Raw genomic sequence first — 17,102 nt, 5'->3', positions numbered from 1 at the left:
CTTACCGTCACCCATGCGCGATCGATGTGGGTTTGTTCGGCCCGAAGCCCGCAGCCTTGGCAAAAAAGCCATCAAGCTGGCGTGCGCGAAGATTGGAATAGTGATTGTCCCAGAAGCGGCGGGCTCGCTGTCCAGCATCCATACAATCGGCCTTGTCGATAGCCGACAAGGTGGCAATTGCCGACTTCAACGTTCCATCAAAGAAGAAGCCCGATGCGGATTGTTTCGCCATCGCCGCCGGCGGAATGCCCGAGTTGGTAAAAAGCGCCTTCCCAAGCATATAATGCTCAAAGATCTTGTTTGGCGAAGCAAACCTATGGGCCGGCGCCGACAGTAGGTATGGGGCATATAAAAGGTCAGCGGATGTCATGAGTGCAATCGCATCTGCATAATCCATCCGCCCCAAATAGCTGAGGTTTTCGACACACTCTGATTCTTCGATGAGCTGACGCTCGATCTGGCCGGTACCGCCGATCACAAATTCGACATGGTCGGGAAGCGCTCGGCAGATTTCCGCGATATATTCCAAGCCGCGATGATGCGCTTCAAGCGTTCCTACGTAAACGCATCGAAGGCGATGATTATCGGGGCGGGCGGCGTGTCCGGTATCCATCGCGACCGGAGCGATGTCGGTGTCTGGAATATTGCTGACGATGGCGACGTTGTCGCGCTTGCAAATGCCGTACTGATCCAGCCGAACCGGATCGGGGAAGATCGCCACGTCAGATCGCGCGATGAGAAAGCGCTCGATCTTTTTCAGGATTGTGGCGAGGTGGCCAGCACCCAGGATGGCCGAGATGCTGTCAAAGGCATCATATACTACCTTCTTACGAAGGATAAGCGCGAGCGGTACCGAGACGATCGCCGTGTCGAGGTCGACGGTGTGAATAACCCGATACCGTTTCCGCGTCTTGATCATCGTAAGCGCGATGAACGCCATCCATTTCAGGCGCGCGGAAAGGCTCTTCAGTTGGTCGCCATAGCCGGCTCGAACCGTGCAGACGAAACCCTCATCGGCGTCGGCGGCCTCGCCGCGCGACCATGTCACCGGCGTGACATGATAGCCGCGATCACGATAGGCGGTCACCATCTTGGTTGATCGAGAATCCCGTCGCAATGGGATAGAACGAATAAGTAAGACGCCGACGGCGGTGAACGGATCAGCAGGCGTAGGGAAGGTCATATATCAACCTTTGCCATCGCGTCACTGTTTCGTCGACATCGTACTGGCGCGCCTTCATCCTGCCTGCTGTCGAGAACATGCGTCGCAGCTCCGGCTCGTTCATCAATCTGGTCAGATTGGCAGCAAAGCCGTGAACATCACCGATTTCGGAGAGCAGGCCGCAATTCTCGACCAATTGGGTTGTGCCTGGGCCTGATCGGGTGCTGACGATGGGCAACCCACATGCCAATGCCTCCAGGGCCACCATGCACAAGCCTTCGTAGCGTGAGGAGAGGGCGAAAATGGCGGCACGTGATAGCAGCGCCTCGACTTCCCGGCTGGGGGAATGAAGGGTGACGCTGTGCGTCAGCTGATGACGTTCGATCGCGTCCTGGATCGCGCTCCGCTCGAAGCCTTCGCCATAAATGTCGAGGTGCCATCCCGCTGGTCGCTCCGCGGTCGCCCACGCTTCGACGAGCATCGTGAAGTCCTTCTGCGGGTGAAGCCGACCGATCGCAACGACGCGGCGTTCGCGATCCTCCACGTCCGGGACCGCCGCGGGATAGAAGCTTACCGGGTTGGGCATGGCTGTGGCACGGGCAACGCCAGCTCGGTCGAACTGCTCAGCATCCTCCTCCGTCAACGCCAGGAACGCAGACGCCCTGCCGCTCACGCGACGCAGGGCCGAGATAACGCGTCCATCGGCAATCGAGGCAAAGCTATTGTGAAATTGAACGATGATTTTGCTGTCTTTAAGATGCGCCTCGGTGGCAATCTCCGCCATCAAGGTGTCAAAAACGATGATCGCGTCGGGACGCAATCGGTCGACGAGATTGCGCAGCTTTGTTTGTGCTCGCCGGTAGGCGATCGATCTCAATCTAAAGAGTCTGCGACCCCGCAAGTGCAGGTTCCCAAGCGCTGGTCGTTGCAGGAATCGGTGAAGACGGCTCTCTGTGAAGAGAGCCCCTATCTCGGCATTGCCATAATCAAACCCACCGGCTGCCCGCTCAGCGAGCGACAAGATAACGACGTGATATCCACGACGTGAAAACTCGTGAGCAAGGGTAGCGAGAACACGCTGGACACCGCCGACCTCTCGTGCATCATCGCACAGGAAAACTATCGATTTCATGAGCTACCTGTAGTCTTCCGGATCGAAAAATGCTTTCGGGTACATGCATGTGCATTGGAACGCATAAGTGTAAGAACTCGCAACTTTCAAGAATGTAGCTCCACCACCGCCGGACGGCAACCGCGCTTCTTCCCGCGTTGTGCTCGGTCGAGATCATCAGCCGTGCGACCTGGGCGGGCGACAGGCGCGGTACAATTTCCACCTTGCGTCAAGGTTGATCCATCCGCAGAGCGCCAAGGCGTGTGCGTGTCCACGTGCGAGGTGGTGGATGGACGAGTTTCGGGACGATCGCCGCAGTGTCTTGGCGTCATTGGCGAGTGTAGCGGTGGGCGGTGCGGCGGTCGGCAAATCTGCCGCTGCGCCGCCCGTCGCTGATGGTCCGGCAATGTCAGCGCGCGTGACGATCGAGGCGTTCGGCGCAACCGGAAACGGCAGCGACGACGACCTGGCGGCTTTTCAAAGAGCGCTCGACACGGTCGTCCCAGGAACGGCGATCCAGCTGGCGCCCGGTCGTACTTACAGGCTGGCGGGCTCCTTGCGTTTCGACAAGCCTGTCATGCTGGTGGGCGGCACCAAGGAGGACACGAAGCTTCTTTTTGACAACGGCGCTTACGATGCGATCGGCAATCAGCGAGCGGCGATTTTGTTACCGCATACCTCGAGTGCGGAGCTGCACGGCAACAAGGGAGCGCAGCGCAGCATACTCTCCGGATTTTCGGCTCATTGGGCAGGAAAAGGGGACGCAGGCCTTCATGGCTTGCTCATCAGCTCACCCGTCTACCTATCGGAGGTGGATGTGCACGCGTTCCCACAGGACGGATTTCGTATCGAGGCGGAGAGCGATCACGTCAAAGGCAATGCGAATGGCAGCAGCTTTCTCAATTGCTCGGCTTACCTGAACGGGCAAAACGGATTTTCCGCACATGGCAATAACGCCAACGCGTGTTTGTTCATGGGCGTGCGTGCCTTTAACAACCGGGGTGTAGGGTTTTACGATAACAGTCTTCTTGGCAATAGTTATATTGCCGCTGAAGTCGATGGTAATGGCAAGGGCGGCTTCGTCTCCAACCACGATCTTCCAAACCACAGTGTGTATGTGGGCTGTTACGCGGAGCCGGGTCAGAAGTACGATCTTAATCCGAGAAATATTGTGATCGGTCCGCTAGGGCATACGAACGGTTATTGCCCCGCATTGCTGGCATCTCTACCCACCGGTGAGCTATTTTCACCGGCAGGTCTGGTAATTGGACCGGATCCTACTGTCGCTGTTACGGGAAAGGCCGGCGATTACTTGCGACTTTCGGGCGCGGGTGTGGAGCTCAGCAACGCGGACGGGCAACAGGTACGCCTCGTTAAGCGGCTTTCGTCGAATTATCTGGATCTTCTGAACGGGGAGACCCCAGTGCTCCGACTGCCGGTCAAGGCGGTCACCGGCAACGTTGACCCTAATCGCGTTTTCCTGCCAGCGGGCTTTGCCCTAGGCGATACAGGGCGGTCCGGCATCGTTGGTGCTGGTTCCCGTCCCCCGGTCAATGGAGCCTATGCAAAGGGCGCCTTATGGCTCAATGACGAGCCGACCGCAAAGGGCTTTGTCGGATGGGTCTGCATCCAGTCGGGCTCGCCGGGAACCTGGCGCGGATTTGGCCGCATTGAATAGTGGCTGTATAGTAAGCATTTACAGTATTTCGGCGTACTCGGCATCGATCCAGGGCTTATTGGCGGGTCTCTTCGTGAGAGAAGATCGGTAAGGAAATTAGAGTTGCTTGTTTACATAGCGATATTTCTCTCATTCGCCACGATAGCGATGCTTAAGATCTGGTCTCGTAAAGACCAGATTGTTATACCTGTGGTTGCGTTCGCTTTCATATCGTTTTTTGTGGGATATCGATACCAAATTGGTGTTGACTGGGTAACGTACGAGATTATCTTTTTGGATAACGTGCGCTCCCCACTTCTTGAGGCAGTTGCTCAAGGCGATAGTGCCTATTCGTTGATCAACTGGATCGTAGGACGTCTGGGTGGTCAGGTCTGGGACGTGAACCTCATCTGCGCAGGAATATTTTCATTCGGATTAATACAATTCTGTCGATCGTTGCATCGACCAGGCCTTGCACTGGCGGTGGCAACGCCGACGCTGATCATTATCACGGCAATGGGATACACGCGCCAGTCGGTCGCCGTCGGCTGTATCATGATGGCATGTCACACGTTCCGCGGATCAATCCACTGGAAGTGGGTGGCCTGGCTGTGCCTTTCCGTCCTTTTCCATAAATCAGCGATCTTGGTTTTTCCTGCCTTTATTCTGGCGGCGGCGCACAATCGTTGGATAACCATCGTCGTAGGAGGGGCAATTGCCGCAGCCGTCGTCGTGCTGGTCGTCTCTCGGGGCCTAGGCGAAACACTTGCCTTGTACCTCGAAGGAGATATCGATTCATCCGGTGCCTTGCCGCGAATAGCCGTCGGGGCGATCGCGGGTGCGGCGTTTTTCTTGAATGGCGATCGTGTATCGATATTTGAGCACAAGTTTGCGTTATATCGGAACATGTGCGTATTAATGCTCATGTTATTCCCACTATACTTTGTTTTTCCATCGAGAACAATTCTCGACAGAATTGGAATCCTTCTAGTGCCATTTCAAAGTGTGGCTTATGTGGGTCTTGCAGAATTCCTGTATCGGAAGGCGAGAGCGCTCGAACTTCCGTTCACGGCGATCATCATGGTGGCTTACGGTGCGCAGTTGGCGATCTGGCTGCTCTTTGCCACGTTCTCCGAATTCTGGATCCCATATGAGAACGCCATTTGGATAAAGTGGATCTGACCGGTCATGATCATCGCCATCATCGGTAACGGAGCCCAATCCCTTTTATTGTTCAGGGCCTCACTGATCAGAAATCTGGTTGAGCGAGGGCATACGGTTCTAGCTTACGCCCCTGATTACACGCCAGGAAGCATGGCGGACGTCGCGGATCTGGGCGCGCGTGCGATAAGGTATCCGCTTTCGCGCGCTGGCACGAACCCCATATCCGAAGCACGTACGACAGCGGCGCTCTATCGCTCGCTGCGCCACGAGCGGCCTGACGTCGTCCTTTGTTATTTTATCAAACCGGCGATCTATGGCTCGATCGCTGCGATCCTCGCCCGGGTGCCGCGAAGGATCGTGCTTCTCGAAGGCTTGGGGTATGGATTTGCGCCCGAGCGTGGTGCGTCGCCCCGCCATCGTGCCGTCGGGTTGGCGATGCGATCGCTGCTGCGATTATCCTTGCGGGGTGCCGACCAAGTCATCGTTTTGAATGCGGAGGATCTGGCGGCGGTTCGGGGGATCGGTGTCCCAGTTGCTCGATCGCGGAACATGGGCGGCATCGGCGTCGAGCTTGATCGCTACGAGGTGCCGCCGGTGCGAGCCCAAAGCGTGTCGTTCGCGCTTGCCGCACGATTGATCAGGGAAAAGGGCGTCGTCGAGTTCGTGTCGGCGGCGCGCCGGGTCAAGGAACTGCATCCTGAGGCGACTTTTTACATCTTGGGGGACGTGGATGAAAATCCTGGCTCGCTGCAGGCTGCGGAACTGTCTGAGTGGGTTGATGAGCAACTGATCGTCTGGCCGGGCCGGGTATCTGATGTGCAGCACTGGTTACGGAAGTGCGACGTGTTCGTGCTTCCCTCGTTTTATCGGGAAGGCGTGCCGAGGAGCATTCAGGAGGCGATGGCTTTGGGTCGAGCAATTATCACCACCGACCACGTCGGCTGTCGGGATACGGTCGATCACGGGATCAACGGATTTCTGGTGCCGCCGCGCGATGTCGAGGCCTTGACCCAGGCTATGCTGAGGTTTCTGGAAGAACCGGGCTTGGCCAAGCGGATGGGAACGGAGAGCCGCAGATTGGCCGAGGAACGGTTCGATGCCAGGCGCGCCGATCAGATCCTGACGAGCTGTATCGAGGGAGAGGGAGACGTGACGCCAGAGGCAAGGCGTTGAGAGCAGATAATCGAGGACCGCGAGACCTGCTGCTCCCCACCTTGCTCATGCAGGCTGATGGCAGGGTCTGAGCCTAGGGCTGCGTCGCCACCATTTCCTGCGTCTCCGCCGTCCGGCGGGCCTCGCTCATCGCCTCGGTTTCGGTCAGGTCGATGACATGCACCGACAGATTGCCCATCCGCTGCCGGAAGCGCGTGCCGGTCGGCGTGTCGATGGTGCCGCGCACCGTGAAGCGATCGATGCGATAAAGCCCCGGCTGTCCGTCCGGTAGGCGCAGCGGGGCATAACGGCGCGCGGTGACGTGGCGCACGATGCCCGGCTTCCACTGGCCCAGTCCGTTGGTGCGCAGCATCTCGACATCGTCGACATGGCCATCGGCGCGGATCCAGTAGCCGATATCGGCGAAGCGGATCGCGTCGTCGCGTTGCGAGGGCGATGCCACATCGCCGCGCGGCGGGTTCACGTCAGTGATCGGCGGGGCGTATAGCAGCACCGGTTGCGCGCCCGCGCTCTGGCGCAGCTGCGCCGCCAGCGCGTCGACCGCGCCATCGTCGCCCTTGCGCACCGCGATGCGCGTCCGCACGATCTCGCGCAATTGCATCATCATCGCATCGCCCGGGCCGGCCAGCGCCACCGCCTCGTCCGCGAACCGCTGCGCCTCGCGATCGCGCTGGCGGGCGAGCGCCAGCCACGCGCGGCGAAACGCCGCACCCGCCGCCAGATCGGAGCGGCGGTTCGCCGCTGCGAGACGCTGGACCTTGGCGTAAGTGCCATCGGCGGCGAGCGGCTGGCCGAGCCCAACCATATCGTCGGCGAAGTGCAATTGCTCGGTCAGCGTCGCGGCGTCGCTCTCCCCCAGATGTTCGCGCAATGTCAGCAGGTTGTTGCGTGATGCGGTTTTCCACAATCCTGTGTCGCCCTCATGCTCGGCGACCGTTGCCAGCGTCGCATACAGGCTCGACACCGGCCCCGGCAGCTCCGCGGCGTAACGCTTGTTGCGGCCGATCGCGCGTTGCAGCGTCTTGCGCGCATCGTCGTAGCGGCCGTCGGCGAATTGTTCGACCGACGCCTGCAACGATGCCTCAACCTCCTGTGCGGGCGGGCAATTTTGGGCGAGGCACGCGGCGAGTTCCTTTTCCGCGCGGTGGCCGACGACGATCACGTCCTTCGCTTCCGAAGGGGTGGGGGAAGCGGCGACTTGCGCCAATAGGAGCAGCAGCGGACCCGTCATGAAGCGAGGCTCACCCGCCGCCCATCCCATGTCAAGCGCGGCCTACCTCAGTTTGAGCGCCTTCAGCACCGCCGCCCAGCTCACATATTTGAAGTTCTGCGTGTCGGGCGCATTGTCACCGTCCTGTGCGACGAACAGCCCGTTCGGATAGTCAGGGCCGAAATCGCCGAGCGCCAGTTCGATGCCGTCGGTCTCGCTTGTGCCGTCGATGGTGCCACCACCGATGCGAAAATACCCCGCAAAAGTCACGTCCGGTAGCCGGTAGAGCGTGTATTTGCTGTCGCCCTGACTGGAAACGACGAGAAATCCGCCGTTCCGTCCGCGCGGCGCAAGCGCGAGCCCTTCGGCATCCGCGACCAGCGTCGTGCCGTCGACCGACGCGACCTTCGTGCCGGTGGTCGGTGCGGCGGGATCGGCGGCGAAGCGCCACAGCCCGACGTCTTCCTCGGCGACATACAATTGCCCGGTGCGATCGTCGGCGACGCAGCCCTCGGACTGGGTCGCAAGCTTCATCGAGCGGACGGTGGTGACGCGCGGCGTCGCGGCGGTGAGGTCGATCGCGACCTGATCGATGCGCCCGTCCTTCATCACCACGAAGCCGAACAGCGCCTTGTCGCGCGCGCGCTGCCACAGGCACATGCCGTACGCCTCGCCCTCGCCCGACGGATAGCGGCCGAGCGGCACCAGGGTGGCGCGCGCGGTGTCGAGCGTGAACAAGGCGACATGCCCGTGCGCATTGTCGGCGCGGTCGCTCGCGGCGACGATCACGCGCCCGTTGAGATCGCGCAGGTCGACGTTGTTGAGCCGCGCCGCCGGGGTGAACGACCGGCGCTTCCCCTTCAGATCGTAGACGTGGATGCCGGCCTGCTTGTCGGTGCCGATCACGAGGCTCTTCGCCGGGTCGCGGGGATTGCGCCAGATCGCGGGATCGTCCGCGGCATCCGCGGCGGTATCGACCGGATCGGTTTCGGCGCTTGCGGCGACGGTCGGCGCGGTGTCCGGGATCGGCGTCGCGACCGGCGTCGCCGTCGCGCACGCCGACAGCAACAGCATGAAGGGAAGCGCGCGGCTCACAGCTTCACCCGCACGCCGCCGAAGATCGTGTAACCGAACTTCTCATATTCATAGACGCGCTGGCGTTCCCCGTAATAGCGCACACCGGCCGAGTTGGTGAGGTTTTTGCCTTCGACGAACAAATTGATCTCCTTGGTGAGTTGCACGCTGCCGGTCGCATCGAGCTGCCCGCGACCCTCCCAATAGAGGTCGAGCGCCGGCAGATCGGCGTTGATCTCGTCGAGGTAATCGCTGCGCTTGGTATAGGCGACGCGCAGGTTCACCGGGCCGCGCTCGTAGAACAGGCTGGCGTTCCACATGTGCGTCGACTGGCCGGGCAGGCGGAAGCGCGTGCGCCCGCCAAACGGCGTGTCGAAGCGCGCGTCACCAGCGGTGTAGGTGTAGTTCGCAAACACCCCGAACCCGCCCAGCGCACCGGGCAGGAACGACAGATGCTGCTGCCAATTGACCTCGACGCCGTAGAGCTTGCCCTCGCGCGCGTTGACCGGGCGGCTGAGCACCGCCCCCGCGACACCGTTATAGGTGCCGAAGCCGGTGACGTTGTAGCGATAGTCGCTCAGGTCCTTGTAGAAGGCGTTGACCGCGATCACGCCGAGCGGACGGAGGTAATATTCGACCCCCGCATCGACATTGTTGGCCAGCGTCGGACGCAAATTGGGGTTGCCGAATTCGACGCGCACCGTCGTGCCCTCGGTCGTTTCCAGCACGCGCGGCGCGATCTGCGGGAAGTTGGGGCGGTTGATCGCGCGGGTCAGCGCGACGCGCCCGATCAGATTGGGCGTGAACGCCTGCCGCAGCGTCAGATTGGGGAAGAAATCGGTATAGCTGGTGTCGCCGCGCGCGCTGCCGATCACGCCCTTGGTCGAGACGGTCGGCGCCTCGCTGCGGAACGCGGTCGCCTCGACGCGCAGGCCCGCGATCAGCGTCGTGTCGCCGAATTCGAACGTGCCCATCCCGAACATCGCGAGCAGCTTTTCGGTCGCGTGGTAATCGGCGCTGACCGATTGCGGCAGGCGGCGCTGCGCCGCGCTCTTGGTCGCGTCGAAATAGCTGTCGACCAGCCCGGTGTTGAAGCGGTCGCCGAGCGCATAGTCGAAGTTGCGCGAATCCTCGTCGGACAGCAATCCGGCGAGCGTCTGCGTCGGTGCGGCGGTCGCGCGCTGGTCGCGCAGCCGCTCCTCGTCGGCGCGGATGTTGCGCGCGCGGAACTTGCCGCCGGTCGACAGCGTCGCGGTGCCGCTGCCCAGCGGCTGCGGAATGTCCATGCGGATCTGCGCGGTGAATTCGTCGTTCTTGGTCGTGTTGCTGCGATAGCTGTTCTCGCGGAATCCGTAGCGATCGAGCTGGAGATGCTCGTTCGAGCTGAACAGCGAATAGCTCGGCAGATCGGTGTCGCGTCCGAAATCGTACGACAGCGTCGGGCGCAGCGTCGAGCGGAACACCAGTTCGTCGCGGCGCGGATAGGTCTGCGACGTCTCGCTATACGCGACATCGGCGCGGACCTGCCCGTCGCCCAGTTGCTGCTCGATACCGCCGGTGACGGTCTTGATCTCGTTGACCTGCATCCGGTGGCGCAGCGCCTTCTCGATGCGCGTCTTGGTCCAGGTCGCGGCGGTGTCGGTCGATCCGGCGACCGGCGCGGCCTGATCGGCGTTCCAGGTGACGCCGATCCGGTCGCGATATTCGTTATCCTCGAAGCGCGCATAGGTGCCGCGCACCCAGGTGCGCGTCGCGTCGGTCGGGCGCCATTCGAGCGCCGCAGTGCCCGCGATCCGCTCGCGCGTCGTCACATAATCCTTGAACAGGGTCTCGGTGACGCGCAGCCCGGCATTGGTCGGCGTCCAGCTGTTCTCGACATTGTCGGGCTGGCGGTCGGTGCGCGAATAGCTGCCCGACAGCAGCACGCCGAACTGGCGATCCGCGCCGAAGCGATCGCCGACCGAGCCCGAGGCGCGATAGTCGCTGCCCTTGCCGAGCTGGTTGTAGCTCGCGCCCGCCATGCCGGTCAGCGCGAAGCCCTTGCGATCGAACGCCGAGCGCGTGGTGATGTTGACCGCGCCGGCGATCGAATCCGCGTCCTGATACGGCAGCAGCGACTTGGTGACTTCGAGATTGGCGACGATGTCCGACGGCAGGGTATCGAGATCGACCGCGCGCGTCGTCGGGTCGACCGACGGGATCTGGATGCCGTCGACCGAGATCGCAGACCATTCGCTCGGTGCGCCGCGCACGTTGATGTAGCGGCCCTCGCCCTGGTCGCGCTCGATCCCGACGCCGGGCGCGCGTTGCAGCGCCTCGGCGATGTTCGGATCGGGAAAGCGCCCGATCGCGTCCGCCGAGATCACGGTGATCGTGTTGTTGGCGGTGCGCTGCTGGTTGAGCGCGCGCGCGGTATTGTCGAACAGCGACGCGCCGCGCACGACGATGTCGCCGCTGTTGTCGCCCGCGGCGGGCAGCACGATCTCGACGTCGCGTACGCGCTCCGCGGCGGTGACGCCCTGCGTCGCCTGCGGACGGCCGAGATAGTCGATCAGCAGCGTCACCGCGCTGGTTGCATCGGGGGTGGCGATCGTGAAGCCGCCCTGCAGGTCGGTGGTCGCCTGTGCGCCCGTCCCCTCGACGACGATCCGCGCGCCGGGCAGTGCCGCGCCGGTCGCGTCATAGACGTGCCCCGACACGCTCGGCCCCGCGACCGCGGCGACGGTGCCGGCGGGCGCGGCGTCAGGCGCGGTGCGGGCGGTGGCCGGCTGCGCGGCGATGGCGAGGGCGATGAGCGAGACGCCCGCGATCGCGCGGACGCCGGATTGAGTGACGGTCATGTGGCTCCCCCTGAGCGCTGTGGCGCCGGCGTTGGCCGCCGGCCGGTGCTGGGGATGCGCATGGCGGGGTTGTGTGACGGAACCGGGGAGGTTCGATTACGCGGGTGTGACAGCGGCGGGGCTGTGGTGGTGGGGTGACAGGGGGGAGGGAGGGGATCGACCTCCAGCTCTGCTTACTTCTTCCCTCTCCCCTGTCCAGGGGAGAGGGAAGAAGGGTCACCTATGGCGCGATCGCGTAGGTGACGATGAGGGTCGCGGTTGTGTCGACCGGTTCGGGTGTGATGTCGATCGCGACCGGGGCGGGGGCGAAGACGGCAGGGCTACGCATTCCGGTGACGACGATATCCTGCCCGCCCGATCGTGCCTCCGGGTCTTCTACGCTCAGCAGCCGTCCGAGCCGCGCGCCCGAGGCGGCGGCGATCGCGGCGGCGCGTGCGCGTGCGTCGGCCATCGCCGCGGCCTCGGCGCGTTGCTGCGCCGTGCTGGCGTTACCGATCGAGAAGCCGCCGAGCCGTGCGTTGACGGCCCCCAGCCGGCTGGCGAGGCTCAGCGCGGTACCCGCGTCCTTGACCGGGCTGATCCGCAGCGATCCCTCCATAGCCGCGATATAGCCGCGCACCGCGCACGCACCCGACGAGAGTTTGGGACGCTCGTCGTCACCGTCGGTGCCGAAGCAGGCGCGGTCGCGCACCTCGGCCATCGACAGGTCGCCGGTTCGCAGCACCGCCTTCGGGCCGAGCAACCCGGCCAGCCCGTCGGCGATCGCGGCGCGCTTGCGCGACAGGGCGCGGGCGGCGTCATCGGAGCTGGTGCCTTCGCCGCGGATCGTGAACGACAGCGACGCCACGTCGGGATCGGTGCTGACCTTGCCGTGGCCGGTGACCTTGATCCGCGAGGGATCGTCGGGCGCGGTCGCCAGGGCAGGGGTCGTGACGAGCGCCGCCACCAACAGGATGTTTCGTACCATGAAGTCCCCCCGTCTTTCGGCATAGCTTAGCCACGGCGCGGTACCTGTCGAGCGCGATTGATCGAGTGCCTGACTCACCGCGTCGCCGGTGAGTCAGGAAATCCGTCGGACAGCCTCGCGCCGTCGCGCTACCTTCCGGCGTACACCGCAGGAGGCCGCGATGACGCCCAATACGCTCCCCTACACCGCGATCGAGCTGGTCGCACGCAACCCGGTGCGCGGGGTGCATCGCCGTTGGCGGATGCAGGCGGCGCGTGACCTGTTCGGGCGCTTCACCGTCGAGACCGCTTGGGGGCGGATCGGCGCGCCGGGGCGAACGTTGATGCGCAGCTTCGCCGCCGAGGACGAGGCGTTGCGCTACGTGCGTGCGCTGCTGCGGCGCCGGGCGAGTGCCCCGCGTCGGCTCGGCGTCCGCTATCTTGCCGTATGACCTTGTCCAATCTGTCCATATCGTCTATATCGAGGACAGGAAGGACAATTCCATGACCGCGCTTGCCCGCCCGCTTGCCGCCCCTGACACGCTGCGCCGCCGCGCGATGCAGGCGCTGACCGACGCGGTCGCGCGTGCGCTCGACAGCGCCAGCGAGGAGACGCTCGCCGCGATCGTCGGGGCGCAGGACCCGCGCGAGGCGCTGGCGATCGCCCCGCGCGACCTCGCCCCCGCGCCCCCCGAACGGCTCGCCGCCGAACGCGCGGCGCGCGCGCGCACCGCCGGGTTCCGCGCCGAGCTGGCGGCGCGGGTCGGGGGGATGTACGACCGCGCAGAGGTCGCCGAATTGCTCGGCGTCACCCCCGCCGCGATCGACAAGCAGCGGCAACGGCGGCAGATTCTCGGCGTGCCTTATGGCAATGAGCTCCGCTATCCGGCGGCGCAGTTCCGCGACGGCGTGGCGCTCGCCGGGCTCAAGCCGATCCTCGATGCGCTGGGCGACATGAATCCGTGGGGGCAGTTGCAATTGCTCGCCGCGCCGCTCGACGGGTTCGGTGAGGCGCCGGCCTCGGTGCTGGCGCTGCTGGCGGCGGGTGTGGACGCCGATACGCGCGCGCGGCTCGCGGCGCTGGCGGCGGGCTGGGCGGGCTGACGCACCGCGCGATGCTGCGGCTGCGCCGGATGCGCGAGGGCGCGGTGTTCCACCGCATCCATCGCAAGACCTTGTCGGCGCTGTTCTTCGGCCCGAGCGGCGCGGTGCCGCTGCAACGCTACGACGATCCGGCGGGCGGGTATAAGCTGCTGTATCTCGCGCTCGATCTGGAGACTGCGTTTGGCGAGACATTGGTGCGCGTGCCGACCGTCACCGACGTGCTGTCGAGCGACGTGGCGGCGCGCGCGCGCAGCGAACTGGTCGTGCGGCGCGCGCTACGGCTCTATCCGCTGATTGATGCCGGCGTCTCGGCGCACGGGCTGTCGTTCACCGAGTTGCACGGCAGCGACTATCGCCGCACGCAGGCGATCGGGGCGGAGATCCACGCGCGGAGCAGCGCGGACGGGATCCTCTACACGTCGCGGTTCAACGACCGCCGCTGCGTCGCGCTGTTCGACCGCGCGCGTGACGCGGTGGAGGTCGCGACGACCGCCGCGCTGCTTCCCGAAGACGCGCACGCGCTCGCGGCGCGGTTCGGGAAGCAGTACGTCGATCCGTAAGCGTTAGAAGCGCGCCGAGAGGCCGACCCGCACCGTCCGTCCGCGGACCTGATAATAGGTCGGGAAGGTGTTGTACCCGTAGCCGATCCCGTACGTCAGGTCCTGCCCGATCAGCGGCGGATCCTTGTCGAACAGGTTCTGGACGTTGAACCGCACGTCGATCCCCTTCACCAGCGTCACGTTGGCGTTGAAGTCGAAGTAGCTGTAGGCCGGGATGCGGTTGGCGAGCGGATAGGTCTGGCCCGCGGCCGCCTTCAGCACCGTGCTGCTCGACAGCTTCGAATTATCGGTGCCGCCGATATAGCGCCACGTGAAGCCGATCCCGCCCTTGATCCACGGCAGCTGCCAGTTGACGCCCGCGACATGCCGCCAGCGCGGCATCGGATCCTGGCAGGCGAAGCCGAAATAGCCGAGGCACGACCAAGGCGTGTTGCCCGGCGCGAACTGCCGCTCGAACTTGGTGGTCAGCGTGCCGTTGAAGTTCAGCCCGAAGGTGCCGATGTTATCAGCGATGCCGAGCCGCTTGGGATCGAGCGCGTAGCTGGTGCTGAAATCGATGCCGCGCGTCGCGGTATAGCCCGAATTGTTGTAGCGCGCGTCGGCGACCACCAGCTGACCGGTCTGCGGGTCGCGCTGGTAGAACTGGCAGAAGAACTCGACCTTGTTGTCGTAGCATTGGTTGAACGCCATCCCGATCCGCGTCCATTCGAACGCGCCCTGGATGTTGATGTCGTACCAGTCGGCCGAGGCGGTGAAACCGGGGATCCCCCGCGGTTGCAGCACCACGCCGAGCGTCTTGCTGCGCGAGCGTTCGGGTTGCAGCGCCGAATTGCCGCCGTTGACCAACGTCGTTGGGCAGAAGCCTTGGGTATCGCACCCTGTGTAGCTGCTCAGCGCGTCATATTGCGCGCGCGTCATGCCGATCGAGCATTGGTCGAACGTATAGCGCGTCGCACCCTTGCCGTCGCTGGCGGCGCGCGGCGGGGCGCACAGATCGAGCATCGGCGTATTGGGATAGCGGTTCTCGCCCTCGAGCCGCTGCTGCACCCCGACGCGCACCGCGCGATTGTAGCTGCCACGGAAGCGCAGCCCGTCGACCGGCGCCCAGCTCGCCTCCGCCTTCCAGCTGCGGATCAGCTTCTCGTAGACGTCGTAATCGGAGATACGATAGCCGCCGTTGATGCTGAGTTCCTTGAAGAACGGCTTGTCCTCGATCAGCGGAATGTCGATCTCGCCGCCCAGCTCCTTCACGCTGGTGCGCCCGTCGAAGGTGGTGAAGATCGACCAGGCGCCGAAGCCCTGCGACTGGTTGCGGTATTTGCGATATTCGCCGGTGACCGCGAAGCCGATGCCGCTGGTCGCGAACGGGCTCCTGAGCCCGTATTTCTCCAGCGTGCCGGAGATGACGCCGTTGAAGACCTGCAGATCGTTCTGCTGGCGGCGGCTGCCGACGCCCGACACGTAATTATAGACCGCGTCGCTGATCGTCGCATTCGAGGAGAAGGCGTCGATCGGCTGGCAGGCGGGATCGGTGCCGTCGATCGTCGACAGGCAGGTCGGCACGCCGTTCACGTTGCGGACCTGCAACCCCTTCGCCAGCCGGTCGGCCTGGTCCGCGAACCACAGATGGTCGGACGACCCCTCCATGATGTTGCGGGTCTGCTGATAGCTCAGCTCGAAGCGGATGTTGTCGACGATCCGTCCCGACAGGTTGAGCGCGCCGCGCCAGTCGGTGGTGCTGTTGCGGAAGTTCTGGATCATCCCCGGACGGAACAGCGACAGCGCGATCGGATTGCTGAGCGCGGTGGTGCCGGCCGCGGCGCCGCAGATCTCCTGCGCCTGCGCGGCGCTGAGGAACGGATTGTCGCAATTGACCGGCGCGTTCGGTGTGTAGAGGCCGCCGTCGACCGAGTTCGCGCCGCGCTCGTTGATCCGGCTGTAGAGGAAGCTGCCGTTGAGCCGCAGCCCGAGCGGCAGTTCGGCGGTCAGGAAACCGCCGGCATTATAGGTTTCGCTGCGCCGCTGGATCGAATCGACGCGCTGGATGCGGACCTCGTCGGCGGTGTCATACGGGCGGAAGGCGCGCGATCCGTCGCGGGCGTTGGTGCGGTCCTGATTGTTGATGCTGAAATAATTGTACGGATTGTAGGTGGTGCCGTCGCACGCATAGCTGGTGTTGCCCGCATCGCGGTTGTTCGGGTCGAACATCAGCAGCGGGCAATTGACCGTATCGATATCACGATAGGCAATCGGCAGCGCCAGCTTGTAGGTCGCAAACGCGCTGATGTTGAGCGCGCCGCCGAGCAGGTTCTTGCCCGCCGCCAGCGACGCGAAGTAATTGCCGCCGCCCAGCCACGGCCCGCGCGGATAGCTGTAACCGGCCTTTTGCGCGGTCTGTTGCAGCAGCGGATTGTCGTTGTTGTGGCTGAACCCGCTGACCTCGCCGTCGAAGGCGATGCCGTCGAACTTGCGCTTGAGGATGAAGTTGACGACGCCCGCGATCGCGTCGGAGCCATAGACCGCCGAGGCGCCGCCGGTCATGATGTCGATCCGGTCGATCAGCGCGCCGGGGATGATGTTGACGTCATTGTCCATCCGCTGCCCGTTGAGCAGCGTCAGCGTGCGGCCCGCGCCGAGATTGCGCAAGCCGACCGGCGCCGCGCCCGACGTCCAGCTCTGCCCCTGCAATCCCAGCATCGGGGTGACCTGCGGCAGTTGCGCCAGCGCATCCTCGACGCGCGCGAGCCCGCGCTCCTTCAGATAGGTCGAGTCGATCGTCGCGATCGGCGCGTTGCTGGTCATGTTGGGGCGGACGATCCGCGTGCCGGTGACGATGACGTCCGCCGGGTCGACCTTGTCCTGCTTCGCATCGATCCGGTCGGTCGAGGCGGCGACGCCGGTGACGGGGGGCGTTTCGTCCTGAGCCGCAGCGGTAACGCTATCGGCAGCCACCTGCGCGGCAGCGATCCCCGGCCATGCCAACGCAAGAATCGACACCCCGAGCAGATGCCGCACGCAACGAAAGTCCCTCACTTGAGTCCCCCCAGATCTTTTCTGAGTCTCTTCAAGCATATAAAGGGCTACATGACAAATATATTATAC

Annotated in this window: 13 protein-coding genes; 6 read left to right on the top strand and 7 right to left on the bottom strand. The window is 63.8% G+C overall.

What is annotated here, in order from left to right:
- Positions 1 to 7: 7 nt before the first annotated feature.
- A complete protein-coding gene (locus ACI2JO_RS13385; protein WP_404721193.1) occupies positions 8 to 1,090 on the bottom strand; it encodes a glycosyltransferase in 1,083 nt (360 codons plus the stop codon).
- A 70-nt stretch (positions 1,091 to 1,160) separates the two neighbouring features.
- Entirely contained in the window at positions 1,161 to 2,294 is a 1,134-nt protein-coding gene (locus ACI2JO_RS13380) for a glycosyltransferase (RefSeq protein WP_404721192.1), read from the bottom strand.
- 268 nt (positions 2,295 to 2,562) lie between these two features.
- Here ACI2JO_RS13380 and ACI2JO_RS13375 point away from each other — a divergent pair, with 268 nt between their 5' ends.
- The 3 genes from ACI2JO_RS13375 to ACI2JO_RS13365 all read left to right on the top strand — a co-directional run bounded on the left by ACI2JO_RS13375 (position 2,563) and on the right by ACI2JO_RS13365 (position 6,267).
- Positions 2,563 to 3,951, top strand: a complete 1,389-nt coding sequence (locus ACI2JO_RS13375; protein ID WP_404721191.1) for a hypothetical protein — start codon at positions 2,563 to 2,565, stop codon at positions 3,949 to 3,951.
- A gap of 147 nt (positions 3,952 to 4,098) precedes the next feature.
- The gene (locus ACI2JO_RS13370) at positions 4,099 to 5,112 is read left to right on the top strand and encodes an EpsG family protein (RefSeq protein WP_404721190.1); all 1,014 of its coding nucleotides are present in this window, start codon (positions 4,099 to 4,101) and stop codon (positions 5,110 to 5,112) included.
- 6 nt (positions 5,113 to 5,118) lie between these two features.
- Positions 5,119 to 6,267, top strand: a complete 1,149-nt coding sequence (locus tag ACI2JO_RS13365; protein ID WP_404721189.1) for a glycosyltransferase family 4 protein — start codon at positions 5,119 to 5,121, stop codon at positions 6,265 to 6,267.
- Between the two features lie 73 nt (positions 6,268 to 6,340).
- Here the strand turns inward: ACI2JO_RS13365 and ACI2JO_RS13360 are convergent, their stop codons facing one another.
- The 4 genes from ACI2JO_RS13360 to ACI2JO_RS13345 all read right to left on the bottom strand — a co-directional run bounded on the left by ACI2JO_RS13360 (position 6,341) and on the right by ACI2JO_RS13345 (position 12,358).
- A complete protein-coding gene (locus ACI2JO_RS13360) occupies positions 6,341 to 7,498 on the bottom strand; it encodes a hypothetical protein (protein ID WP_404721188.1) in 1,158 nt (385 codons plus the stop codon).
- Positions 7,499 to 7,540: 42 nt separating this feature from the next.
- A complete protein-coding gene (locus tag ACI2JO_RS13355) occupies positions 7,541 to 8,572 on the bottom strand; it encodes a phytase (RefSeq protein WP_404721187.1) in 1,032 nt (343 codons plus the stop codon).
- Complete coding sequence (locus tag ACI2JO_RS13350) at positions 8,569 to 11,391, bottom strand: TonB-dependent receptor (protein ID WP_404721186.1); 2,823 nt, start codon at positions 11,389 to 11,391, stop codon at positions 8,569 to 8,571. Before ACI2JO_RS13350 ends, ACI2JO_RS13355 begins: the two co-directional genes overlap by 4 nt.
- 220 nt (positions 11,392 to 11,611) lie before the next feature.
- Complete coding sequence (locus ACI2JO_RS13345) at positions 11,612 to 12,358, bottom strand: SIMPL domain-containing protein (protein WP_404721185.1); 747 nt, start codon at positions 12,356 to 12,358, stop codon at positions 11,612 to 11,614.
- Positions 12,359 to 12,518: 160 nt separating this feature from the next.
- Here ACI2JO_RS13345 and ACI2JO_RS13340 point away from each other — a divergent pair, with 160 nt between their 5' ends.
- From ACI2JO_RS13340 to ACI2JO_RS13330, 3 genes are read left to right on the top strand one after another with little or no spacing between them, the layout of a single operon-like run.
- On the top strand, positions 12,519 to 12,788 hold the full coding sequence (locus ACI2JO_RS13340) for a WGR domain-containing protein (protein ID WP_404721184.1): 270 nt from the start codon (positions 12,519 to 12,521) through the stop codon (positions 12,786 to 12,788).
- A 52-nt stretch (positions 12,789 to 12,840) separates the two neighbouring features.
- Complete coding sequence (locus ACI2JO_RS13335; RefSeq protein WP_404721183.1) at positions 12,841 to 13,440, top strand: hypothetical protein; 600 nt, start codon at positions 12,841 to 12,843, stop codon at positions 13,438 to 13,440.
- An 11-nt stretch (positions 13,441 to 13,451) separates the two neighbouring features.
- Positions 13,452 to 14,000, top strand: coding sequence for an RES family NAD+ phosphorylase (locus ACI2JO_RS13330; protein WP_404721182.1), 549 nt, complete (start codon positions 13,452 to 13,454; stop codon positions 13,998 to 14,000).
- 3 nt (positions 14,001 to 14,003) lie between these two features.
- Here ACI2JO_RS13330 and ACI2JO_RS13325 read toward each other — a convergent pair whose 3' ends face one another.
- Entirely contained in the window at positions 14,004 to 17,033 is a 3,030-nt protein-coding gene (locus ACI2JO_RS13325) for a TonB-dependent receptor domain-containing protein (RefSeq protein ID WP_404721181.1), read from the bottom strand.
- Positions 17,034 to 17,102 lie beyond the last annotated feature (69 nt).

The sequence above is a fragment of the Sphingomonas sp. NPDC079357 genome, assembly GCF_044901155.1.
Taxonomy (GTDB): domain Bacteria; phylum Pseudomonadota; class Alphaproteobacteria; order Sphingomonadales; family Sphingomonadaceae; genus Sphingomonas.
Note: the sequence above shows the minus strand (reverse complement) of the source record. Positions and strands in the feature narration are given on the sequence as shown.